This is a genomic window from Bradyrhizobium sp. U531 (assembly GCF_051710265.1).
Taxonomy (GTDB): domain Bacteria; phylum Pseudomonadota; class Alphaproteobacteria; order Rhizobiales; family Xanthobacteraceae; genus Bradyrhizobium.
Genome location: NZ_JASVEN010000013.1, coordinates 1 through 15,981, shown reverse-complemented (window position 1 = coordinate 15,981; position 15,981 = coordinate 1). Strand labels below are relative to the sequence as shown.

Annotated in this window: 15 protein-coding genes and 1 tRNA gene; 6 read left to right on the top strand and 10 right to left on the bottom strand. The window is 64.6% G+C overall.

The features are described from left to right. Positions 1 to 231: 231 nt before the first annotated feature. The 3 genes from dapA to trxB form a co-directional block, all read right to left on the bottom strand. Entirely contained in the window at positions 232 to 1,140 is a 909-nt protein-coding gene (gene dapA, locus QRQ56_RS35520; RefSeq protein WP_438746182.1) for a 4-hydroxy-tetrahydrodipicolinate synthase, read from the bottom strand. A 443-nt stretch (positions 1,141 to 1,583) separates the two neighbouring features. Beyond that, positions 1,584 to 2,507 carry a LysR family transcriptional regulator gene (locus QRQ56_RS35515; protein WP_026201990.1) on the bottom strand — a complete coding sequence of 308 codons (924 nt, stop codon included), beginning with the start codon at positions 2,505 to 2,507 and terminating at the stop codon, positions 1,584 to 1,586. A 5-nt stretch (positions 2,508 to 2,512) separates the two neighbouring features. Further along, entirely contained in the window at positions 2,513 to 3,478 is a 966-nt protein-coding gene (gene trxB / locus QRQ56_RS35510) for a thioredoxin-disulfide reductase (RefSeq protein ID WP_438746181.1), read from the bottom strand. 267 nt (positions 3,479 to 3,745) lie between these two features. Here trxB and QRQ56_RS35505 point away from each other — a divergent pair, with 267 nt between their 5' ends. Further along, positions 3,746 to 4,225 (top strand): Lrp/AsnC family transcriptional regulator, encoded by a 480-nt coding sequence (locus QRQ56_RS35505; protein WP_027547667.1) that lies wholly within the window; start codon positions 3,746 to 3,748, stop codon positions 4,223 to 4,225. Between the two features lie 399 nt (positions 4,226 to 4,624). Here the strand turns inward: QRQ56_RS35505 and greA are convergent, their stop codons facing one another. The 3 genes from greA to QRQ56_RS35490 form a co-directional block, all read right to left on the bottom strand. Beyond that, positions 4,625 to 5,098 (bottom strand): transcription elongation factor GreA, encoded by a 474-nt coding sequence (gene greA / locus QRQ56_RS35500; protein WP_097657627.1) that lies wholly within the window; start codon positions 5,096 to 5,098, stop codon positions 4,625 to 4,627. 207 nt (positions 5,099 to 5,305) lie between these two features. Beyond that, the gene (carB, locus tag QRQ56_RS35495; RefSeq protein ID WP_438746179.1) at positions 5,306 to 8,770 is read right to left on the bottom strand and encodes a carbamoyl-phosphate synthase large subunit; all 3,465 of its coding nucleotides are present in this window, start codon (positions 8,768 to 8,770) and stop codon (positions 5,306 to 5,308) included. Between the two features lie 150 nt (positions 8,771 to 8,920). Next, positions 8,921 to 10,090: an MFS transporter gene (locus QRQ56_RS35490; protein ID WP_438746178.1), complete on the bottom strand. Its 1,170-nt coding sequence runs from the start codon at positions 10,088 to 10,090 to the stop codon at positions 8,921 to 8,923. 111 nt (positions 10,091 to 10,201) lie between these two features. Here QRQ56_RS35490 and QRQ56_RS35485 point away from each other — a divergent pair, with 111 nt between their 5' ends. Beyond that, the gene (locus QRQ56_RS35485) at positions 10,202 to 10,573 is read left to right on the top strand and encodes an ArsR/SmtB family transcription factor (RefSeq protein ID WP_438746177.1); all 372 of its coding nucleotides are present in this window, start codon (positions 10,202 to 10,204) and stop codon (positions 10,571 to 10,573) included. 114 nt (positions 10,574 to 10,687) lie between these two features. Here QRQ56_RS35485 and QRQ56_RS35480 read toward each other — a convergent pair. Together QRQ56_RS35480 and QRQ56_RS35475 are read right to left on the bottom strand one after the other, a co-directional pair. Further along, positions 10,688 to 10,763, bottom strand: a tRNA-OTHER gene (locus tag QRQ56_RS35480). Between the two features lie 54 nt (positions 10,764 to 10,817). Next, entirely contained in the window at positions 10,818 to 11,519 is a 702-nt protein-coding gene (locus QRQ56_RS35475; protein ID WP_438746176.1) for a class I SAM-dependent methyltransferase, read from the bottom strand. Positions 11,520 to 11,624: 105 nt separating this feature from the next. Between QRQ56_RS35475 and QRQ56_RS35470 the strand changes: the two genes are divergently transcribed. Further along, on the top strand, positions 11,625 to 12,146 hold the full coding sequence (locus QRQ56_RS35470; protein WP_438746174.1) for a Dps family protein: 522 nt from the start codon (positions 11,625 to 11,627) through the stop codon (positions 12,144 to 12,146). A gap of 122 nt (positions 12,147 to 12,268) precedes the next feature. Here the strand turns inward: QRQ56_RS35470 and QRQ56_RS35465 are convergent, their stop codons facing one another. Then, positions 12,269 to 12,790 carry a cupin domain-containing protein gene (locus tag QRQ56_RS35465; RefSeq protein WP_438746173.1) on the bottom strand — a complete coding sequence of 174 codons (522 nt, stop codon included), beginning with the start codon at positions 12,788 to 12,790 and terminating at the stop codon, positions 12,269 to 12,271. A gap of 148 nt (positions 12,791 to 12,938) precedes the next feature. Here QRQ56_RS35465 and QRQ56_RS35460 point away from each other — a divergent pair, with 148 nt between their 5' ends. Then, positions 12,939 to 13,154: a hypothetical protein gene (locus QRQ56_RS35460; RefSeq protein WP_438746171.1), complete on the top strand. Its 216-nt coding sequence runs from the start codon at positions 12,939 to 12,941 to the stop codon at positions 13,152 to 13,154. Positions 13,155 to 13,191: 37 nt separating this feature from the next. Here the strand turns inward: QRQ56_RS35460 and carA are convergent, their stop codons facing one another. Further along, complete coding sequence (gene carA, locus QRQ56_RS35455) at positions 13,192 to 14,382, bottom strand: glutamine-hydrolyzing carbamoyl-phosphate synthase small subunit (protein WP_438746169.1); 1,191 nt, start codon at positions 14,380 to 14,382, stop codon at positions 13,192 to 13,194. A gap of 146 nt (positions 14,383 to 14,528) precedes the next feature. Between carA and QRQ56_RS35450 the strand changes: the two genes are divergently transcribed. Continuing rightward, on the top strand, positions 14,529 to 15,239 hold the full coding sequence (locus QRQ56_RS35450; RefSeq protein ID WP_438746168.1) for an alpha/beta fold hydrolase: 711 nt from the start codon (positions 14,529 to 14,531) through the stop codon (positions 15,237 to 15,239). A 51-nt stretch (positions 15,240 to 15,290) separates the two neighbouring features. Then, positions 15,291 to 15,746, top strand: a complete 456-nt coding sequence (locus tag QRQ56_RS35445; RefSeq protein WP_438746166.1) for a GatB/YqeY domain-containing protein — start codon at positions 15,291 to 15,293, stop codon at positions 15,744 to 15,746. The last annotated feature ends 235 nt before the right edge of the window (positions 15,747 to 15,981 follow it).

Sequence of the window (15,981 nt, the reverse complement as noted above, 5' to 3'; positions counted from 1 at the left end):
GATAGGGACAGATGCGTAAACGAGACGTGGATGAGGCATGCGGCAAGCGCGAAGGCCGTTGGGGCGCGGTTAACCAAGGAGAGGGTCGCGCCGTATCCACCAGCGTCATTCCGGGGCGCGCGGAGCGCGAGCCCGGAATCCATTCATCCACCAACTCCGCGGCCCGATGGATTCCGGGTTCGCGCTGCGCGCGCCCCGGAATGACAGGCGGGTCACGTGAAAAGAAGGCCGCTACGCCGCGACCTTCATCCGCCGCTCGATCTCGCGATCGATGCTGGCGGCGAGTTCGCTGCTCACCTCCACCATCGGCAGCCGCACTTCGGGGCTGTCGATCAGGCCGCTGCGCCACAGCCAGTGCTTCGCCGGCGCCGGGCTCGGCTCGGTGAACAAGAGGCGCGTCAGCTCGGCGACCTCCTGCCAGTGCGCCTCTGCCGCATCGACATTGCCGCGCTTCATCTCGGCAGAGATGGCCGCGAACGTCGCGGTCTCGACATGGGCCGACAGCACGATGCCGCCGTCGGCGCCGTCGGTGAGGGCCTCGAGATAGTTGGCGTCCTCGCCGGTGAGCACGCGAAAATCCTTCGGCCGGTCGCGCAGCAGCGCGATCGATTGCTCGCGGCTCGCGCCGCAATCCTTCAACCCGATGATGTTCGGATGCTCGGCGAGCCGCAGTATGGTCTGGTTGGTGATGTTCACCGAGGTGCGATAGGGGATGTTGTAGAGCGCGAGCGGCCATGCGGCGTGATCGGCCAGCGCCTCGAAATGCGCCAGCAATCCGCGCTGCGAGGGCCGCACGTAGTAGGGGCTCGCGATCAAATAGCCGTCGATCGGCCAGTCCGCGGTCTCGTCGAGACGCTCCTTCAGCCGCGCCGTGTCGGCGCCCGACAGGCCGAGGCAGATCGGCAAGGTGCGACGGCCGGCGGCCATCTCGTCGCGCACGATGGCGACGAGACGTTCGAGCTCGGTCTCGCGCAGCGTCATGCCCTCGCCGGAGGTCGCGCCCAGGATGAAACCGTCGATGCCTTGTGTGCTGTAGTGCCGCGTCAGCCGCCGCAGCGAGCGCTCGTCGAGCGCTCCGTCGCGAAACGGCGTCACCAGCGGCAGCCACAGCCCGTGCAAATGATCTTCAAGTCCGGTCATGTTCGTCTCCTTCTCGGTGAAAGCCTGAGACGGAGGGCACATGAAAAAACCCCGTCCAGGTGGCGGGGTTTTCGGGATTTGCTGCGATGACGAAGCTTAGCTAGTGCGCGCAAAAATCCGAGGCCCCGGGATGGGGGCCTTTTTTCGAGATGGCTGCGCACGACTTCGTGATCATTTGCAAATGATGCGGGGTACGCCTGGAACTGTCAATACACGCGCAAAGCGAAAGCCGAATGGACAGAAAAAAAGCCGGACCCGAAGGGCCCGGCTTAGGTATTGGCCACGTGAGGCCGACACAATCACCTTCCAAGAGGGATTACTGAACTCCCGCGCCACTGGAGGAGGGGGACAAATGCGCAACGCGAAGGCTCAGCGTGAAAACAGTATGGGCTTGACGAGCGGCCTGCAGCAACAGCCGAGGCCGCATGTCAGTCATGCGGAAATCAGGACGGCCAGCGTTGCGCCTTGCTGACCACGAAGTCGCGGAACACCTGCACGCGCGCGACTGTCTTCAACTCCTCGGGATAGACGAAGTAGGTGTCGAGCTGGATCGAATCGGACTCGCCGAACAGCTGCACGAGTTTGCTCTGTTCCTCGACGAGGTAGTCGGGCAGCGCGGCGATACCGAGTCCCTGCTGACAAGCGCGCACGAGACCGAGGATGTTGTTGACCCTGAAATAGGCCTCGCGTGGACCCGAGCCGTTGCGGCCCGCTTCGACCAGCCAGTTACGGTTCTGCAAATGCGGTGCGAAGTTGCCGTCGGAGAGCGTGATGATGCGGTGGGAGTCGAGCTCTTCCAGCGTGCGCGGCGTGCCGAAGCGCTTGATGTATTCCGGCGAGCAATAGGCGTGGAAGCCCATCGCGAACAGCTTGCGCTGGATGAGATCGGGCTGCGTCGGCTTGCGGGTGCGGATGGCGACATCCGCTTCGCGCATGGAGAGGTCGAGTTCCTCGTCGGTGACGATCAGCGAGATGCGGATCTCCGGATAGAGCGCGGTGAACTCGCCGAGCCGCGGGATCAGCCAGTTGATGCCGACGCCGGGCGTGGTGGTGATCTTGAGATCGCCGCTCGGCCGCTCGCGGCTGTCGGTCAGTTTTGCGCGTGCCGCCTGGAGCTGCATGAAGACGTCATGCGCGGTGCGGAACAAGAGGTCGCCCTGCTCGGTGAGGATCAGGCCGCGGGCGTGGCGGTGGAACAGCGAGACCGAGAGCTCCTGCTCCAGCGCCGAGACCTGGCGTGACACCGCCGATTGCGACAGACCGAGCTGCTCGCCCGCATGCGTGAAGCTGCCAGCTTCCGCCGCTGCGTGAAACACCTTCAGCTTGTCCCAGTCCATATCCGTAAATCCGTCGCGTGTTCGAGGCATGATCGTTATTCCGCTGCCGCGCGCTCGCTGGCGCGCAGGGCCAAGAAACGTTCGGCCTCGAGCGCTGCCATGCAGCCGAGGCCTGCGGCCGTGACGGCCTGGCGAAAAGTCTCGTCGGCGACGTCGCCTGCGGCGAACAGGCCGGGCACCGAGGTGGCGGTCGAATTCGGGGCGACCTCGACATAGCCCGAGGGTTTCAGCTTGATCTGGTCTTTCACAAGCTCGGTCGCCGGCGCGTGGCCGATGGCGATGAAGACGCCGTCGGTCTTCACGTCCGTCAGCGCGCCGGTCTTGACGTTCTTCAGGCGCACATGGGTGACCTTGTTCGGGTTCTCGGTGCCGCAGATCTCGTCGATGGCGGCATCCCAGATCACCTTGATCTTCGGGTGCTTGAACAGGCGCTCCTGCAGGATGCGCTCGGCGCGGAAGTGATCGCGGCGATGCACGATGGTGACCTGCGAGGCATGGTTGGTCAGGTACAGCGCTTCCTCGACCGCGGTGTTGCCGCCGCCGACCACCACGACCTCCTTGTTGCGGTAGAAGAAGCCGTCGCAGGTCGCGCAGGCCGAGACGCCGCCGCCCTGGAACTTGGTCTCCGACGGCAACCCGAGCCAGCGCGCCTGGGCGCCGGTGGCGAGGATCACGGTGTCGGCGAGATAGACGTCGCCGCTATCGCAGGTGAGGCGGAACGGCCGCTGCGAGGTGTCGAGTTTGATCACGAGGTCGGAGACGATCTTGGTGCCGACATGAACCGCCTGCTTCTCCATCTGCTCCATCAGCCAGGGGCCCTGGATGACGTCGGCGAAGCCCGGATAGTTCTCGACATCGGTGGTGATGGTGAGCTGGCCGCCGGGCTGGATGCCCTGGATCAGGATCGGCTCCAGCATCGCCCGCGCGGCGTAGATCGCTGCCGTGTAACCAGCGGGGCCGGAGCCAATAATGACGACCTTTGCATGAACAGGAGCGGACATTTCGATGGACGCCTTTCACGGGGGATCTGCAGCGCGGGCGCGGAACATGCCGGGAGGCGTCGCGGAGGCGCTGAAATATCAGAGCTAATCTAAGCCTTCTGGTGAGCTATGCAAGAATTGCATTGCCTGGCAGCGGATTTTTCCAACAGGGAACAAAAGTCGATTGCGCTGCACGCGCAATAAAATTGCGCTGACCGCACGGACTGGGCTATGAGGATTGCGACAAGCCCACCTAATGCCGCCGTAAAGGCCAGGAGTTCCAATCACGTGTCGCGGAACCTAGACGAGATCGACCTGAAAATTCTCACCGAGATTCAGGCCGACGGTCGAATCACGAATGTCGAGCTGGCCAAGCGCGTCGGGATCTCGCCGCCACCCTGCCTGCGCCGCGTCAGGGCGCTGGAGGAGGAGGGCTACATCCACGGCTATCGCGGCCTGCTGGATGCCCGCAAGCTCGGCTTCGACGTGACCGTGTTCGCCGCCGTGCACCTGTCCAGCCAGGCCGAGGCGGATCTTCGCGCCTTCGAGGAGTTCGTCCGCGCCGAGCCGCTGGTACGGGAATGCTGGATGCTGTCGGGCGAGGTCGATTTCATCCTCAAATGCGTCGCCCCCGACATGGCGACCTTCCAGGATTTCGTCACGCACCTGACGGCCGCGCCGCATGTGCGCAACGTGCGCACCTCGCTGGTGCTGCACAACTCGAAGTACGAGGCGGCCGTGCCGCTGGATGTGAAGGGAAGAAGGTAGGCTGGTCGGACGCTCTCTGCGTTCTGTCCGTTGCCAACCCCACTCTCATGCCCCCGGACGCGGCGCATCACGCAGTGCTGCGCTGCAGAGCCGGGGCCCATATCACCGCGCCTTCCCGTGTCGCTTTCTGGGTCCCGGCTCTGCGCAGCAACGCTGCGCGTTGCAGCGCGTCCGGGACACGAGAGCTGGGCGCGCAGCTTCCACACCGTCATTGCGAGGAGCGAAGCGACGAAGCAATACAGGCTGTCTCTGCGGAGGGATTCTGGATTGCTTCGCTACGCTCGCAATGACGGGTGGTGAGAGCATCTGATCACTCAGGCTCAGCAACACGCCGCAACAAAAAGGCCGCGCTGTGCGCGGCCTTTTCGAAACGTCAGCAGACGAAGCAGCGGCAAATCCTTACCGCCACTCCACCTTGGTGATCTCATAGGCCTTGGCGCCGCCGGGGGCGTTGACCTCGACGGTCGAGCCTTTCTTCTTGCCGATCAGCGCGCGGGCGAGCGGCGAGGTGATGGAGATGCGGCCCTTCTTGGCGTCGGCCTCGACCTCGCCGACGATCTGCCACACCGCCTTCTTCTCGGTGTCCTCGTCGACCAGTGTCACGGTGGCGCCGAACTTGATGGTGTCGCCCGAGAGCTTCGAGATGTCGATGATGTCGGCGCGCGCGAGCTTGTCCTCGAGCTCGGCGATGCGGCCCTCATTGTGGGACTGCTCTTCCTTCGCGGCATGATACTCCGCGTTTTCCGACAGGTCGCCGTGCGAGCGCGCCTCGGCGATATGCTCGATGATGCGCGGACGATCTTCCGACTGACGCTTCTTCAATTCTTCCCCGAGCGCGACAAAGCCGGCCTGGGTCATCGGAACCTTTTCCATCTCTTCTCTCGTCTTCCAGCTGCGCACCCTCGAAACGGAGGGCGCGGCAACCTTGATTCGTCGGTATTCCCGGGGCCGAACATGGGCCCACCGGGAACTTATGCGGGTCTGGCGCCGGAACAGAACAACCACATGGCCCGGACAGTTCCTCCGGCCATTGTGGCTTCATTGCCAATCACTTAGCGGCAGCGTCACCGCCGCTAGCGATCAGGTTTCCGAAAAGTAGCTCTGCAGGGTACGAACCTCAAGGTCCCCGCCCAGATAGGCCCGGATGCCCTGCGCGGCCGCCACGGCCCCGGAAAGAGTGGTGTAATACGGCACTTTATGCAAGAGGGCCGCGCGCCGCAGCGAACGGCTGTCGGCCAGCGCCTGCGGGCCTTCGGTGGTGTTGAAGACGAGCTGAACGTCGCCGTTGGTGATGGCGTCGACGATGTGCGGCCGGCCCTCCAGCACCTTGTTCACCTTCTCGGTCGGGATGCCCTGGTCGGTCAGAAAGCGCTGCGTGCCCGAGGTCGCCAGCACCTTGAAGCCGAGCGAATGCAATTCGCGGACGGCTTCGGCGATGCGCGTCTTGTCGCTCTCGCGCACCGACACGAACACCGTGCCCTTGCGCGGTACCCGCGTGCCGCCGCCGAGCTGGCTCTTGGCGAACGCCACCGCGAACGAGCCGTCGATGCCCATGACTTCGCCGGTCGAGCGCATCTCGGGGCCGAGCACGGTGTCGACGCCGGGGAAGCGCGCGAACGGGAACACCGATTCCTTGACGCCGACGTGCTTGAGCTTGGCTTTCGTCAGCTTGAAGTCGGCGAGCTTCTCGCCGGCCATGACGCGCGCGGCGATCTTGGCGACCGGCGTGCCCACCACCTTGGCGACGAAGGGCACCGTGCGCGAGGCGCGCGGATTGACTTCGAGCACGTAGATCTCGCCGTCCTTGATCGCGTATTGCACGTTCATCAGGCCGACGACGTCAAGGCCGAGCGCGAGCTCGCGGGTCTGCCGCTCCAGCTCCTCGATCATCTTCGCATCCAGCGAGTGCGGCGGCAGCGAGCAGGCGCTGTCGCCGGAATGGATGCCGGCTTCCTCGATGTGCTCCATGATGCCGACGATGAAGGTGTCCTTGCCGTCGCAGAGGCAGTCGACGTCGATCTCGGTGGCATCCGACAGATAGCGGTCGAACAGCAATGGGTTCTTGCCGAGCACCGTGTTGATCTGCCCTGTCTTGTCGTTGGGATAGCGCGCCTTGACGTCCGCCGGCACCAGCTCCGGCAGCGTGCCGAGAAGGTAGTCGCTGAGCTGATTCTCCTCGCGGATGATCTGCATCGCACGGCCGCCGAGCACGTAGGACGGACGAACGACCAGGGGCAGGCCGAGATCGGTCGCGACCAGGCGGGCCTGTTCGACCGAATAGGCGATGCCGTTCTTGGGCTGCTTGAGGCGCAGCTTGTCGAGCACGCGTTTGAAGCGGTCGCGGTCCTCGGCAAGGTCGATCGCGTCGGGCGAGGTGCCGAGGATCGGCACTTCGGCGGCTTCCAGCGCGCGCGCGAGCTTCAGCGGCGTCTGGCCGCCGAACTGCACGATCACGCCGTGCAGCGTGCCCTTGCTGCGCTCCTTGGCGATGATCTCCAGCACGTCCTCGGCGGTGAGCGGCTCGAAATAGAGCCGGTCGGCGGTGTCGTAGTCGGTCGACACCGTCTCCGGATTGCAGTTGACCATGATGGATTCGTAGCCGGCGTCATGCAGCGCGAAGCAGGCGTGACAGCAGCAATAGTCGAACTCGATGCCCTGGCCGATGCGGTTGGGGCCGCCACCGAGGATGATGACCTTCTTCTTGTCCGACGGGGTGCTTTCGTCCGCGACATTGCCTGCGAACGGCGACTCGTAGGTCGAGTACATGTAGGCGGTGGGCGAGGCGAACTCCGCCGCGCAGGTGTCGATGCGCTTGTAGACCGGGCGGACGTCGAGCGCGTGGCGCTTCGCCGTCACCTCGGCCTCGGTCGTCTCGGCGAGCACGGCAAGGCGCGCGTCGGAGAAGCCCATCGCCTTGAGCGTGCGCATGCCGAAGGCGTTGCCGGGCAGGCCATGCTTCCGGACCTTCGTTTCCATGTCGACGATGCCGCGCATCTCGCCGAGGAACCAGGGGTCGATCTTGCAGGAGTTGAAGATGTCCTCGTTCGACCAGCCGAGCCGCATGGCTTGCGCGACCTGGAGAATGCGGTTCGGCGTCGGCGTGCCGAGCGCGGCGCGGATCGCGTTCTTGTCGTCGTCGCGGCCGAGACCCTCGATCTCGATCTCGTCGAGCCCCGTCAATCCGGTCTCGAGCCCGCGCAACGCTTTCTGCATGCTCTCCTGGAAGGTGCGGCCGATCGCCATCACCTCGCCGACCGACTTCATCGACGTCGTCAGCGTGGAGGAGGCGCCGGGGAATTTCTCGAAGGCGAAACGCGGGATCTTGGTGACCACGTAGTCGATGGTTGGCTCGAACGAGGCCGGCGTCGCGCCGCCGGTGATGTCGTTGGCGATTTCATCCAGCGTGTAGCCGATCGCGAGCTTTGCAGCGACCTTGGCGATCGGGAAGCCGGTGGCCTTCGAGGCCAGTGCGGACGAACGCGAGACGCGCGGATTCATCTCGATCACGACCATGCGGCCGTCCTCGGGATTGACGCCGAACTGCACGTTGGAGCCGCCGGTCTCGACGCCGATCTCGCGCAGCACCGCCAGCGAGGCGTCGCGCATGATCTGGTATTCCTTGTCCGTCAGCGTCAGCGCCGGAGCCACCGTGATGGAGTCGCCGGTGTGCACGCCCATCGGATCGAAATTCTCGATCGAGCAGACGATGATGCAATTGTCCTTCTTGTCGCGCACCACCTCCATCTCGAACTCTTTCCAGCCGAGGACGGATTCCTCGATCAGGACTTCGTTGGTGGGGGACGCATCGAGGCCGCGCTCGATGATGTCGAGGAACTCTTCCTTGTTGTAGGCGATGCCGCCGCCGGTGCCGCCCATGGTGAAGGAGGGGCGGATGATCGCGGGCAGGCCGATCTCGGACAACGCCATCAACGCCTGGCCCAGCGCGTATTCCTGATAGCGCTTGCGGCGGTCGCTCTCCCCGAGCACCCACTGCCGGTCGTGTTCTTCGAGCGCGGCACCCGTCAGCTTCGCGCGTTCGGCCTGGCGCTTGTCGCGGAAGGACTTTTTCAGCTCGGAGGCGTTGGCGAGCCGCGACTTCGGCGTTTCCAGCCCGATCTTGGTCATGGCCTCGCGGAACAGCTGGCGGTCCTCGGCCTTGTCGATGGCTTCCGCGGTCGCGCCGATCATTTCGACGTCGAACTTTTCGAGCGTGCCTTGCTGACGCAGCGACAGCGCGCAGTTCAGCGCGGTCTGGCCGCCCATGGTCGGCAGCAGCGCGAAGCCGCCGGGAATGACGTGACGTTCCTTCTCGATGATCTTGGCGACGATCTCGGGCGTGATCGGCTCGATATAGGTCGCGTCGGCCAATTCCGGGTCGGTCATGATGGTGGCCGGATTGGAATTGACGAGGACGATGCGGTAGCCCTCTTCCTTCAGCGTCTTCACCGCCTGCGTGCCCGAATAGTCGAACTCGCAGGCCTGGCCGATCACGATGGGACCGGCGCCGATGATCAGGATGGTGGTGATGTCTGTACGTTTGGGCATCAACTCTCGCCGAAGTCGAAGTGGAATTTGGGCACAAAAAAAGGGCGCGCTTGCCGCGCGTCCCCTTAAGCCGAGAGCGCGGTGGTCTCCCTCGCGCGCGGGTGGGTCTTAGACCAGTTTTCGGGGCGGCGAAACCCCGAAAAATGCCCATCAACCGGCAATTTTGACGGGTTTTGGCCGGGCCTGCCAGCCCCGGGCGAGATGGACCAGAAGCGAGGCTGCAACGCTCGTTCCGCCGATCCAGCCGAGGTCGTTCGGGGAGAGGGTGGCCAGCACCGCCCCGCCCAGCGCGCCGCCGATGGCGAAGCCGAGATACATTGCGGAGGCATTCAGCGAGAGCGCGATCATCGAGGCCTTTGGCTCGATCCGGATGATGCTGGCGACCTGGGCCGGATAGAACGCCCAGCCCGAGATGCCCCAGAGGAAAATCGCACCCAGCACCGCGTAATGGGCCTGACCGGGCATCAGCTTCAGGACCAGCGAATGCAGGATCAGCGCAGCCGCCATCCCGGCAAGCCCGAGACCTGCGGTAGCGAGCGTGCCGAGCCGGTCGGCCAGCAAGCCGCCGAGCATGTTGCCGATCGCCGCCGCGCCGCCAAACACCAGGAGCGCCAGGCTGATCTGCGAGGCGTCGAAGCCGAGGCTGTGCAAGGGAACCGCGAAATAGGTGAACACGGTGAAGCCGCCAAGCGCCCAGAGAATCGTGATCAGGAGTGCGACCAGCACGTGGCTGTGGCGCGCCACGGCCAGCCGTTCGCCGAGCGAAGCCGTGTTGCGCGGCAGGCCGCGGGGCAGGCCGAGCAGGAGGCCGGCGAGCGCGACGGCGCTGATCAGGGCGACCATGGCGAAGGTTGCGCGCCAGCCGAACAGGCTGCCGACGAGATTGCCGAGGGGAACGCCGATGACGGTCGCAACCGTGATGCCCGAGGTGACCAGCGCCACCGCGCGGCCACGGCGTTCGGGAGCGGCGACCGCGACGGACACCGCCATGGCCGTCGGCACGCACAGGCCGGAGCCCAGCGCCATCAGCATCCGCGAGGCCAGCAGCAGCGCGTAGCTCGACGCCACCATCGCCGCGAGATTTCCGGCGATGAAGGTCACAAGCGCCAGGGCCAACACCGTGCGGCGGTCGATATTGTTCAGGGCGACGGCCAGGATCGGCGAGCCCACGGCATAGGTAAGGGCGTAGGCGGTGACCAACTGGCCGGCGGCCGGGACCGAAATCTGCAAATCCGCGGCGATGCCCGGCAGAAGTCCAGCGATCACAAAGCCTTCCGTGCCGATCGCGAAGGCCGCCAAGGCCAGCCAGAATACGCTCATGGGGTCGATCCCTATGTTCAATGCTTATTGAACTATTGATTTTTGGGGGGGCCCTGTCAATTGGTTCAAGAACTATTGAACATTGCGCCCGCTTCGCTATGATTCCGGACCATGAGCCGCGCACCCCTCCACCCCACCCGTGAACAGATTGAGCTGCCGATGGTCCTGGATTGCCTGAGCGATCCGATCCGGCTGGCGATCGTGTACCAGCTCGCCCAGCAAGAACGTGTCAGCAGCGAGTTGCGGTGCGGCGATTTCAGCGGTCTCGGGGCCAAGTCGAATCTCGCCTATCACTTCGCCAAGCTGCGCGAATGCGGCCTGATGCAGACGCGTGTCGCCGGTACCAACCGCTTCATGCGATTGCGCCGCGAGGATCTGGACGCGCGTTTTCCGGGCTTGCTGGATGCGGTGATCAGCTCTGCGGCGAAGGATGCGGAGCGGCTGCAGTTGGTGGCGGCGTGTGAGGTGGTCGAGGCGGGTTGAGGTCTGCCGAGACGGTCCGTCTTCGCTTGCGCTTCGCTCCAGCTACGCCGGACACGCTTCGCCCCTGCGGGTCTTGCGTGGCTGCGCCACGCGTAGCCCCGCAGGGGCGAAGCGTGGAGACCCGGCCTGGATTTGAACCAGGATGAAGAGCGTTGCACCGCCCTCGCGTAGACGCTTCCGCCACCGGGCCGCGGCGATCATGTCCGATTGCAGTGCGACAAGCTACAACGGCTAATTGTTATGCTTAACGAACCAGCGGCGGCCGGGCGATGAAGGTCATGCGCCAGCGATTATGGCCGATATTGGTATGGGCGCGCTGGACCGCGAAGCCGGCCGCCTTCAGCCTGGCGGTGATCTCGTCCTCGCTGTAGCGCTGCAGACCAATGCGCGTGCGCAAATGGCGGTAATCCGACAGCGCGGTGCTGATCAGCCCGACCAGCGCGTCCTTCAGGAAGCCGTGGCGCAGGCCGAAGCTGAGCAGCGCCATCACGTCCCGGAACATGCCGACACTGGGCTGCAGGATATCGCCCAGCACCAGCTTGCCGGAGGGCTTCAGGATGCGGCGGATGTTGACGAGCGCGGCATCGAGCTCGTCCGGCGTCATATATTGCGCGACCGAGTTCATGACGACGAGGTCGATCGACTGCTCCTGCATCTTGCGGACGTCGTCGAGCGAGCGAACCCGGATCCTGGTGTTCGGCGCAAACCGTGCGATCAGCCGGCCGCGCACGCCCGGCGCCGGCTCGGCCAGGATCAGCTGGCCGCAGCGCGCGGCCACCTGGGTCGCCGACAGCGCCTCGCCGCAGGCGTAGTCCAGCACGACCGCGTCGGGCGAGGAGATGTAGCCGATGATGTCCCGCGCAATGATCTGGAAGTGCAAGTCGCGATGCAGCTTGCTGACATAGATCGTATGCGTGGAGTCGTAATAATCGATCCAATCGTCCATGGTATCCCGCCCAGCGGTTCCCCAAATTGGAACCGCGCTGCCCGCCTTGCGTTAGGGGTGCGACGGCGCGCCGTCAATGTCCGCGTCCTAACAGGAAGGTTTCCCGTGAGCAAAACCACCAAGGTCTCGCCCGATCTCGATACCCCCACCGATCTGTCGCCCGACGGGGTCAAGAAGGTCTCTGAGGCGCTCAACGTGCTTCTGGCCGACGCCTTCGCGCTCTATTTGAAGACCAAGAATTTCCACTGGCACGTCAGCGGCCGGCACTTCCGCGACTACCATCTGCTTCTCGACGAGCAGTCCGACCAGATCTTCGCCACCACCGATCAGCTCGCCGAGCGCGTCCGCAAGATCGGCGGGACCACGCTGAAGTCGATCGGCCAGGTCGCAAAGCTGCAGACCATCAAGGACAACAACGAGGACTACGTCCCGCCGCGCGAGATGCTGCGCGAGCTGATGCAGGACAACAAGCACGTCGCGGCGGCGATGCGCAAAGCGCACGACGTCTGCGACAAGGCCGAGGACGTGGCGAGCGCCAGCCTGCTCGAGAACTTCATCGACGAGACCGAGCGGCGAACCTGGTTCCTGTTCGAGGCGACGCGGCAGGAAGGCGGCAACGAGGCGTAGGGCGAGCTGTCGTAGGGTGGGCAAAGGCGCGCTCTTTGCGCGCCGTGCCCACCATCTCTCCCGATCGCAAAGAATGCGTGGGCACGCTCCGCTTTGCCCACCCTACGGCACCGCGCTTGCGGCTACCGCCACAACCGCATCAACGCGCCATGCTTTCCCGTCACGGGATCGGCCGGCGGCAGCGCGACGTTCGGAATCGTCTTCAGCGCCCTGGCGTGGTTCTCCGGCGTCGCCCTGGTTATCTCCATCTTCGCGCCCGGCGGATAGGCGCCGATCACGCAGAAATCGTCGCTCGCCTTGATGCATTGATGCCCGGTGCCGGCGGGCAGGATCGCGACGTCGCCGGCCTTGATGTCCAGCTCCTGGCCATGGTCGCCGCCGAAGCGGACGCGGGCATGGCCGCGCGCGACGCCGAGCACCTCATGCACCGTCGCGTGATAATGCAGATAATCGTAGACGCCGTTGCGCCACGTGCCACCCCAGCCGTTCGTCTCGAACAGTTTTTCGATGGTCTCTTCCTGCCATTTCCGATCGAGCTCGACCGCGCCCTGGTAGACCAGGAACGGACGGATGTTGTTCGGCACGAGCCCATCGTCCTCGAACACGATGGCGAGCGGCTCGGCATTGTCGCGGACGACGGACATTGGGGTCTCCGGGTCACAACAGCTCCGGGGATCAAGACGGTGCCTGTCCCCTTGTTCCTGCGCCAGATCATACGCCGGCTTGACGGAGATCAAGGCATCAGCGGCCAATGGCGGGCACGCCTGTCCGAGCGAAAGAAGAGGGAGCGCCATGTACGCATCCGACGTTGCGCAGCGTCATTTCTCCGCGGCCATCGACGAGGCGGAGACGTCCGGTCTCGGACACGAAGCCGTCTGCCGCGCCTTACTCAGTCAGGTGATCTCGAAATATCTGGAGACGCGATCGGTCGCCGACATCCAGGCGGAGCTGCGCTTCATTGCCGAGAATTGCGATCCCGACACGGACTTCATGTTCATGCGTCCGTGACGCATAGCCGGCGGTATCGTCCGCCGGCGTTCTCGTCTTACGCGCTCTTCTTCTGCCGCATCAGATCGGCGAAGCGCTGGAACAGATAGTGCGAGTCGCGCGGACCGGGCGAAGCCTCGGGGTGGTACTGCACCGAGAACACCGGCTTGCCGTCGAGCTGGATGCCGCAATTGGACCCGTCGAAAAGGGAAATGTGGGTCTGCGTCGCGCCCTTCGGCAGCGTCGTCTCGTCCACGGCGAAGCCGTGGTTCATCGAGGTGATCTCGACCTTGCCGGTGGTCTCGTCCTTGACGGGATGATTGGCGCCGTGATGGCCCTGATGCATCTTCTTCGTTCTGGCGCCGACGGCAAGACCCAGCATCTGGTGGCCGAGGCAGATGCCGAAGGTCGGCGTGCCCGACTTGATGACGTCCTGGATCACAGGCACGGCGTATTTGCCGGTCGCGGCAGGATCGCCCGGACCGTTGGACAGGAACACGCCGTCCGGCTTCATCGCCAGAATGTCTTCCGACGAGGTCGTCGCCGGCACCACCGTCACCTTGCAGCCGACGCCGGCGAGCAGGCGCAGGATGTTGCGCTTGATGCCGTAGTCGATGGCGACGACGTTGAACTCGGCGTTGTCCTGGCGGCCAAAACCCTTGTCCCAGAGCCAGGGGGTCTCGTCCCAGGTGAAGCGCTGGCCGGATGTGACCATCGGCACGAGGTCCATGCCCTCGAGGCCGGGCCATTCGCGCGCTTCTTCCTTCAGGCCGTGCAGGTCGAACGCACCGTCCTTGGCGTGCGCGATCACGGCGTTGGGCATGCCCTTGCTGCGGATCAGCGCGGTCAGCGCGCGGGTGTCGATGCCGGACAGGCCGATGATGCCGCGGGCCTTCAGCCACTGGTCGAGATGCTTGGTGGCGCGATAGTTCGAGGGATCGGTGATCGCGGTGCGCAGGATCACCCCGCGCGCGCCCGGCGTTGCCGCCATGTTCACCGTCTCGATGTCTTCCTCGTTGGTACCGACATTGCCGATATGCGGGAAGGTAAAGGTGATGAGCTGGCCGGCATAGGAGGGATCGGTGAGGATCTCCTCATAGCCGGTCATCGCGGTGTTGAAGCAGACCTCGCCGACGGCTTGGCCCTCGGCGCCGAGACCGAAGCCTTCCAGCACCGTGCCATCGGCAAGCACGAGGAGCGCGGTCGGTTTGTGGTCCGGCCAGGCGGTATCGTTGTCATGTTGTGTCATGAGCGCGTTTCATAGTCTCCGCGGACGCCGCCGTCAAAGCGGAGATGCGCGGATTCACATGCGTTTTTGCATATTTGACAGGCCTCCTCGGGCCCGTAAGCTCGACCGCACAATTTCCGGCAATTCTGGGGGCTCGCGAGGCAATAATGGACCAGTCCACCCCGATCGTGCTGGTTCCGGGGCTGGCCTCCTCGGCCCGGATCTATGCCCCCGTGGTCCCGGCGCTGTGGCGGTTCGGGCCGGTGATGATCGCCAACCATATCCGCGACGACAGCATGGCTGATATCGCCGCCCGGGTGCTGCGCGAGGCGCCGCCGCGCTTCGCGCTCGCCGGCCATTCCATGGGCGGCTACATCGCGTTCGAGATCATGCGCCAGGCGCCGGAGCGGATCGTCAAGCTGGCGCTGATCAACACCCAGGCCAGGCCCGACACGCCGGAGGCGACCGCGCGCCGCCGCGGCCTGATGGAGCGGGCGAGGCGCGGCGAGCTTCGCGCCGTCCGCGAGGAGAGCTTTCCGGAATTGGTCCACCCGTCGCGGCGCAATGATGCCGATCTCCTGAGGCTGGTGCACGCACAGGACGAGGACGTCGGCGTCGAGGGTTATCTGCGGCAGCAAACCGCGATCATCGCGCGGGTGGATTCGAGGCCCACATTAGCGACGATCACATGCCCGACGCTGGTGCTGACAGGCGATAGCGACAACACCATCCCCAATGCCTTCTCGAAGGAGATGGCCGAGGGCATCGCCGGCGCAAGGCTCGTGATCCTCGCTTCCTGCGGACACCTGCCGCAAGCCGAGCAGCCCGAAGCAACCGCGCGGGCGCTGACCGAATGGCTCGCGAGCCAGGTTGTGTGAAGGGCGCAAACGGCCTAGATCAGGCGTCATCTATTCGAAGGGATCACGATCATGCTGCGCGACGACATCAACAATGCGGTCAAGGAGGCCATGAAGGCCAAGGAGGAACGCAAGCTCTCCACGCTGCGCATGATGAACTCGACCATCAAGAACGCCGACATCGACGCGCGCGGGCAGGGCAAGCCGCCGCTGTCGGATGCCGACCTGCTCGGCGTCTTTCAGAAGATGATCAAGCAGCGGCAGGAATCGGTCGAGCTCTATGAAAAAGGCGGTCGCGCCGAGCTCGCAGCCCAGGAGCGCGAAGAGATCGCGGTGATCTCGGCTTATTTGCCGAAGCAGATGTCGGACGACGAGGTCAAGAAGGCCATCGCGGATGCGATCGGCGAGACCGGCGCTGCCGGCATGAAGGACATGGGCAAGGTGATCGCGGTGCTGCGCGCGAAGTACGCCGGACAGATGGATTTCGGCAAGGCCAGCGGTTTGGTGAAAGCCGCGCTGTCGGGCTAGGTCGTTTCTCCCCTCTCCCCCTGTGGGAGAGGGTGGCTCGCCGCGATAGCGGCGAGACGGGTGAGGGGTCTCTCTCCACGAGTGATCCTCTTCTGAGTCTTCGCGGAGAGACACCCCTCATCCGGCGCTTCGCGCCACCTTCTCCCACAAGGGGAGAAGGTGCATCTGTGTCCAGACCGGATAGATAGGTAACAAAGTAGACCGGATGGATGGGTGACAGTTCTCTGTCGGCTGG

What these genes read in the sequence shown, in the direction of transcription:
- QRQ56_RS35465 (WP_438746173.1), bottom strand. Translation starts at nt 12,790, where the DNA reads ATGTCCGTCGTCCGCGACAATGCCGAGCCGCTCGCCATCGTGTTCGAG.
- trxB (WP_438746181.1), bottom strand. Translation starts at nt 3,478, where the DNA reads ATGTCCGCTCCTGTTCATGCAAAGGTCGTCATTATTGGCTCCGGCCCC.
- QRQ56_RS35450 (WP_438746168.1), top strand. Translation starts at nt 14,529, where the DNA reads ATGGACCAGTCCACCCCGATCGTGCTGGTTCCGGGGCTGGCCTCCTCG.
- QRQ56_RS35475 (WP_438746176.1), bottom strand. Translation starts at nt 11,519, where the DNA reads ATGGACGATTGGATCGATTATTACGACTCCACGCATACGATCTATGTC.
- carB (WP_438746179.1), bottom strand. Translation starts at nt 8,770, where the DNA reads ATGCCCAAACGTACAGACATCACCACCATCCTGATCATCGGCGCCGGT.
- carA (WP_438746169.1), bottom strand. Translation starts at nt 14,382, where the DNA reads ATGACACAACATGACAACGATACCGCCTGGCCGGACCACAAACCGACC.
- QRQ56_RS35485 (WP_438746177.1), top strand. Translation starts at nt 10,202, where the DNA reads ATGAGCCGCGCACCCCTCCACCCCACCCGTGAACAGATTGAGCTGCCG.
- QRQ56_RS35445 (WP_438746166.1), top strand. Translation starts at nt 15,291, where the DNA reads ATGCTGCGCGACGACATCAACAATGCGGTCAAGGAGGCCATGAAGGCC.
- QRQ56_RS35515 (WP_026201990.1), bottom strand. Translation starts at nt 2,507, where the DNA reads ATGCCTCGAACACGCGACGGATTTACGGATATGGACTGGGACAAGCTG.
- dapA (WP_438746182.1), bottom strand. Translation starts at nt 1,140, where the DNA reads ATGACCGGACTTGAAGATCATTTGCACGGGCTGTGGCTGCCGCTGGTG.
- greA (WP_097657627.1), bottom strand. Translation starts at nt 5,098, where the DNA reads ATGGAAAAGGTTCCGATGACCCAGGCCGGCTTTGTCGCGCTCGGGGAA.
- QRQ56_RS35460 (WP_438746171.1), top strand. Translation starts at nt 12,939, where the DNA reads ATGTACGCATCCGACGTTGCGCAGCGTCATTTCTCCGCGGCCATCGAC.
- QRQ56_RS35490 (WP_438746178.1), bottom strand. Translation starts at nt 10,090, where the DNA reads ATGAGCGTATTCTGGCTGGCCTTGGCGGCCTTCGCGATCGGCACGGAA.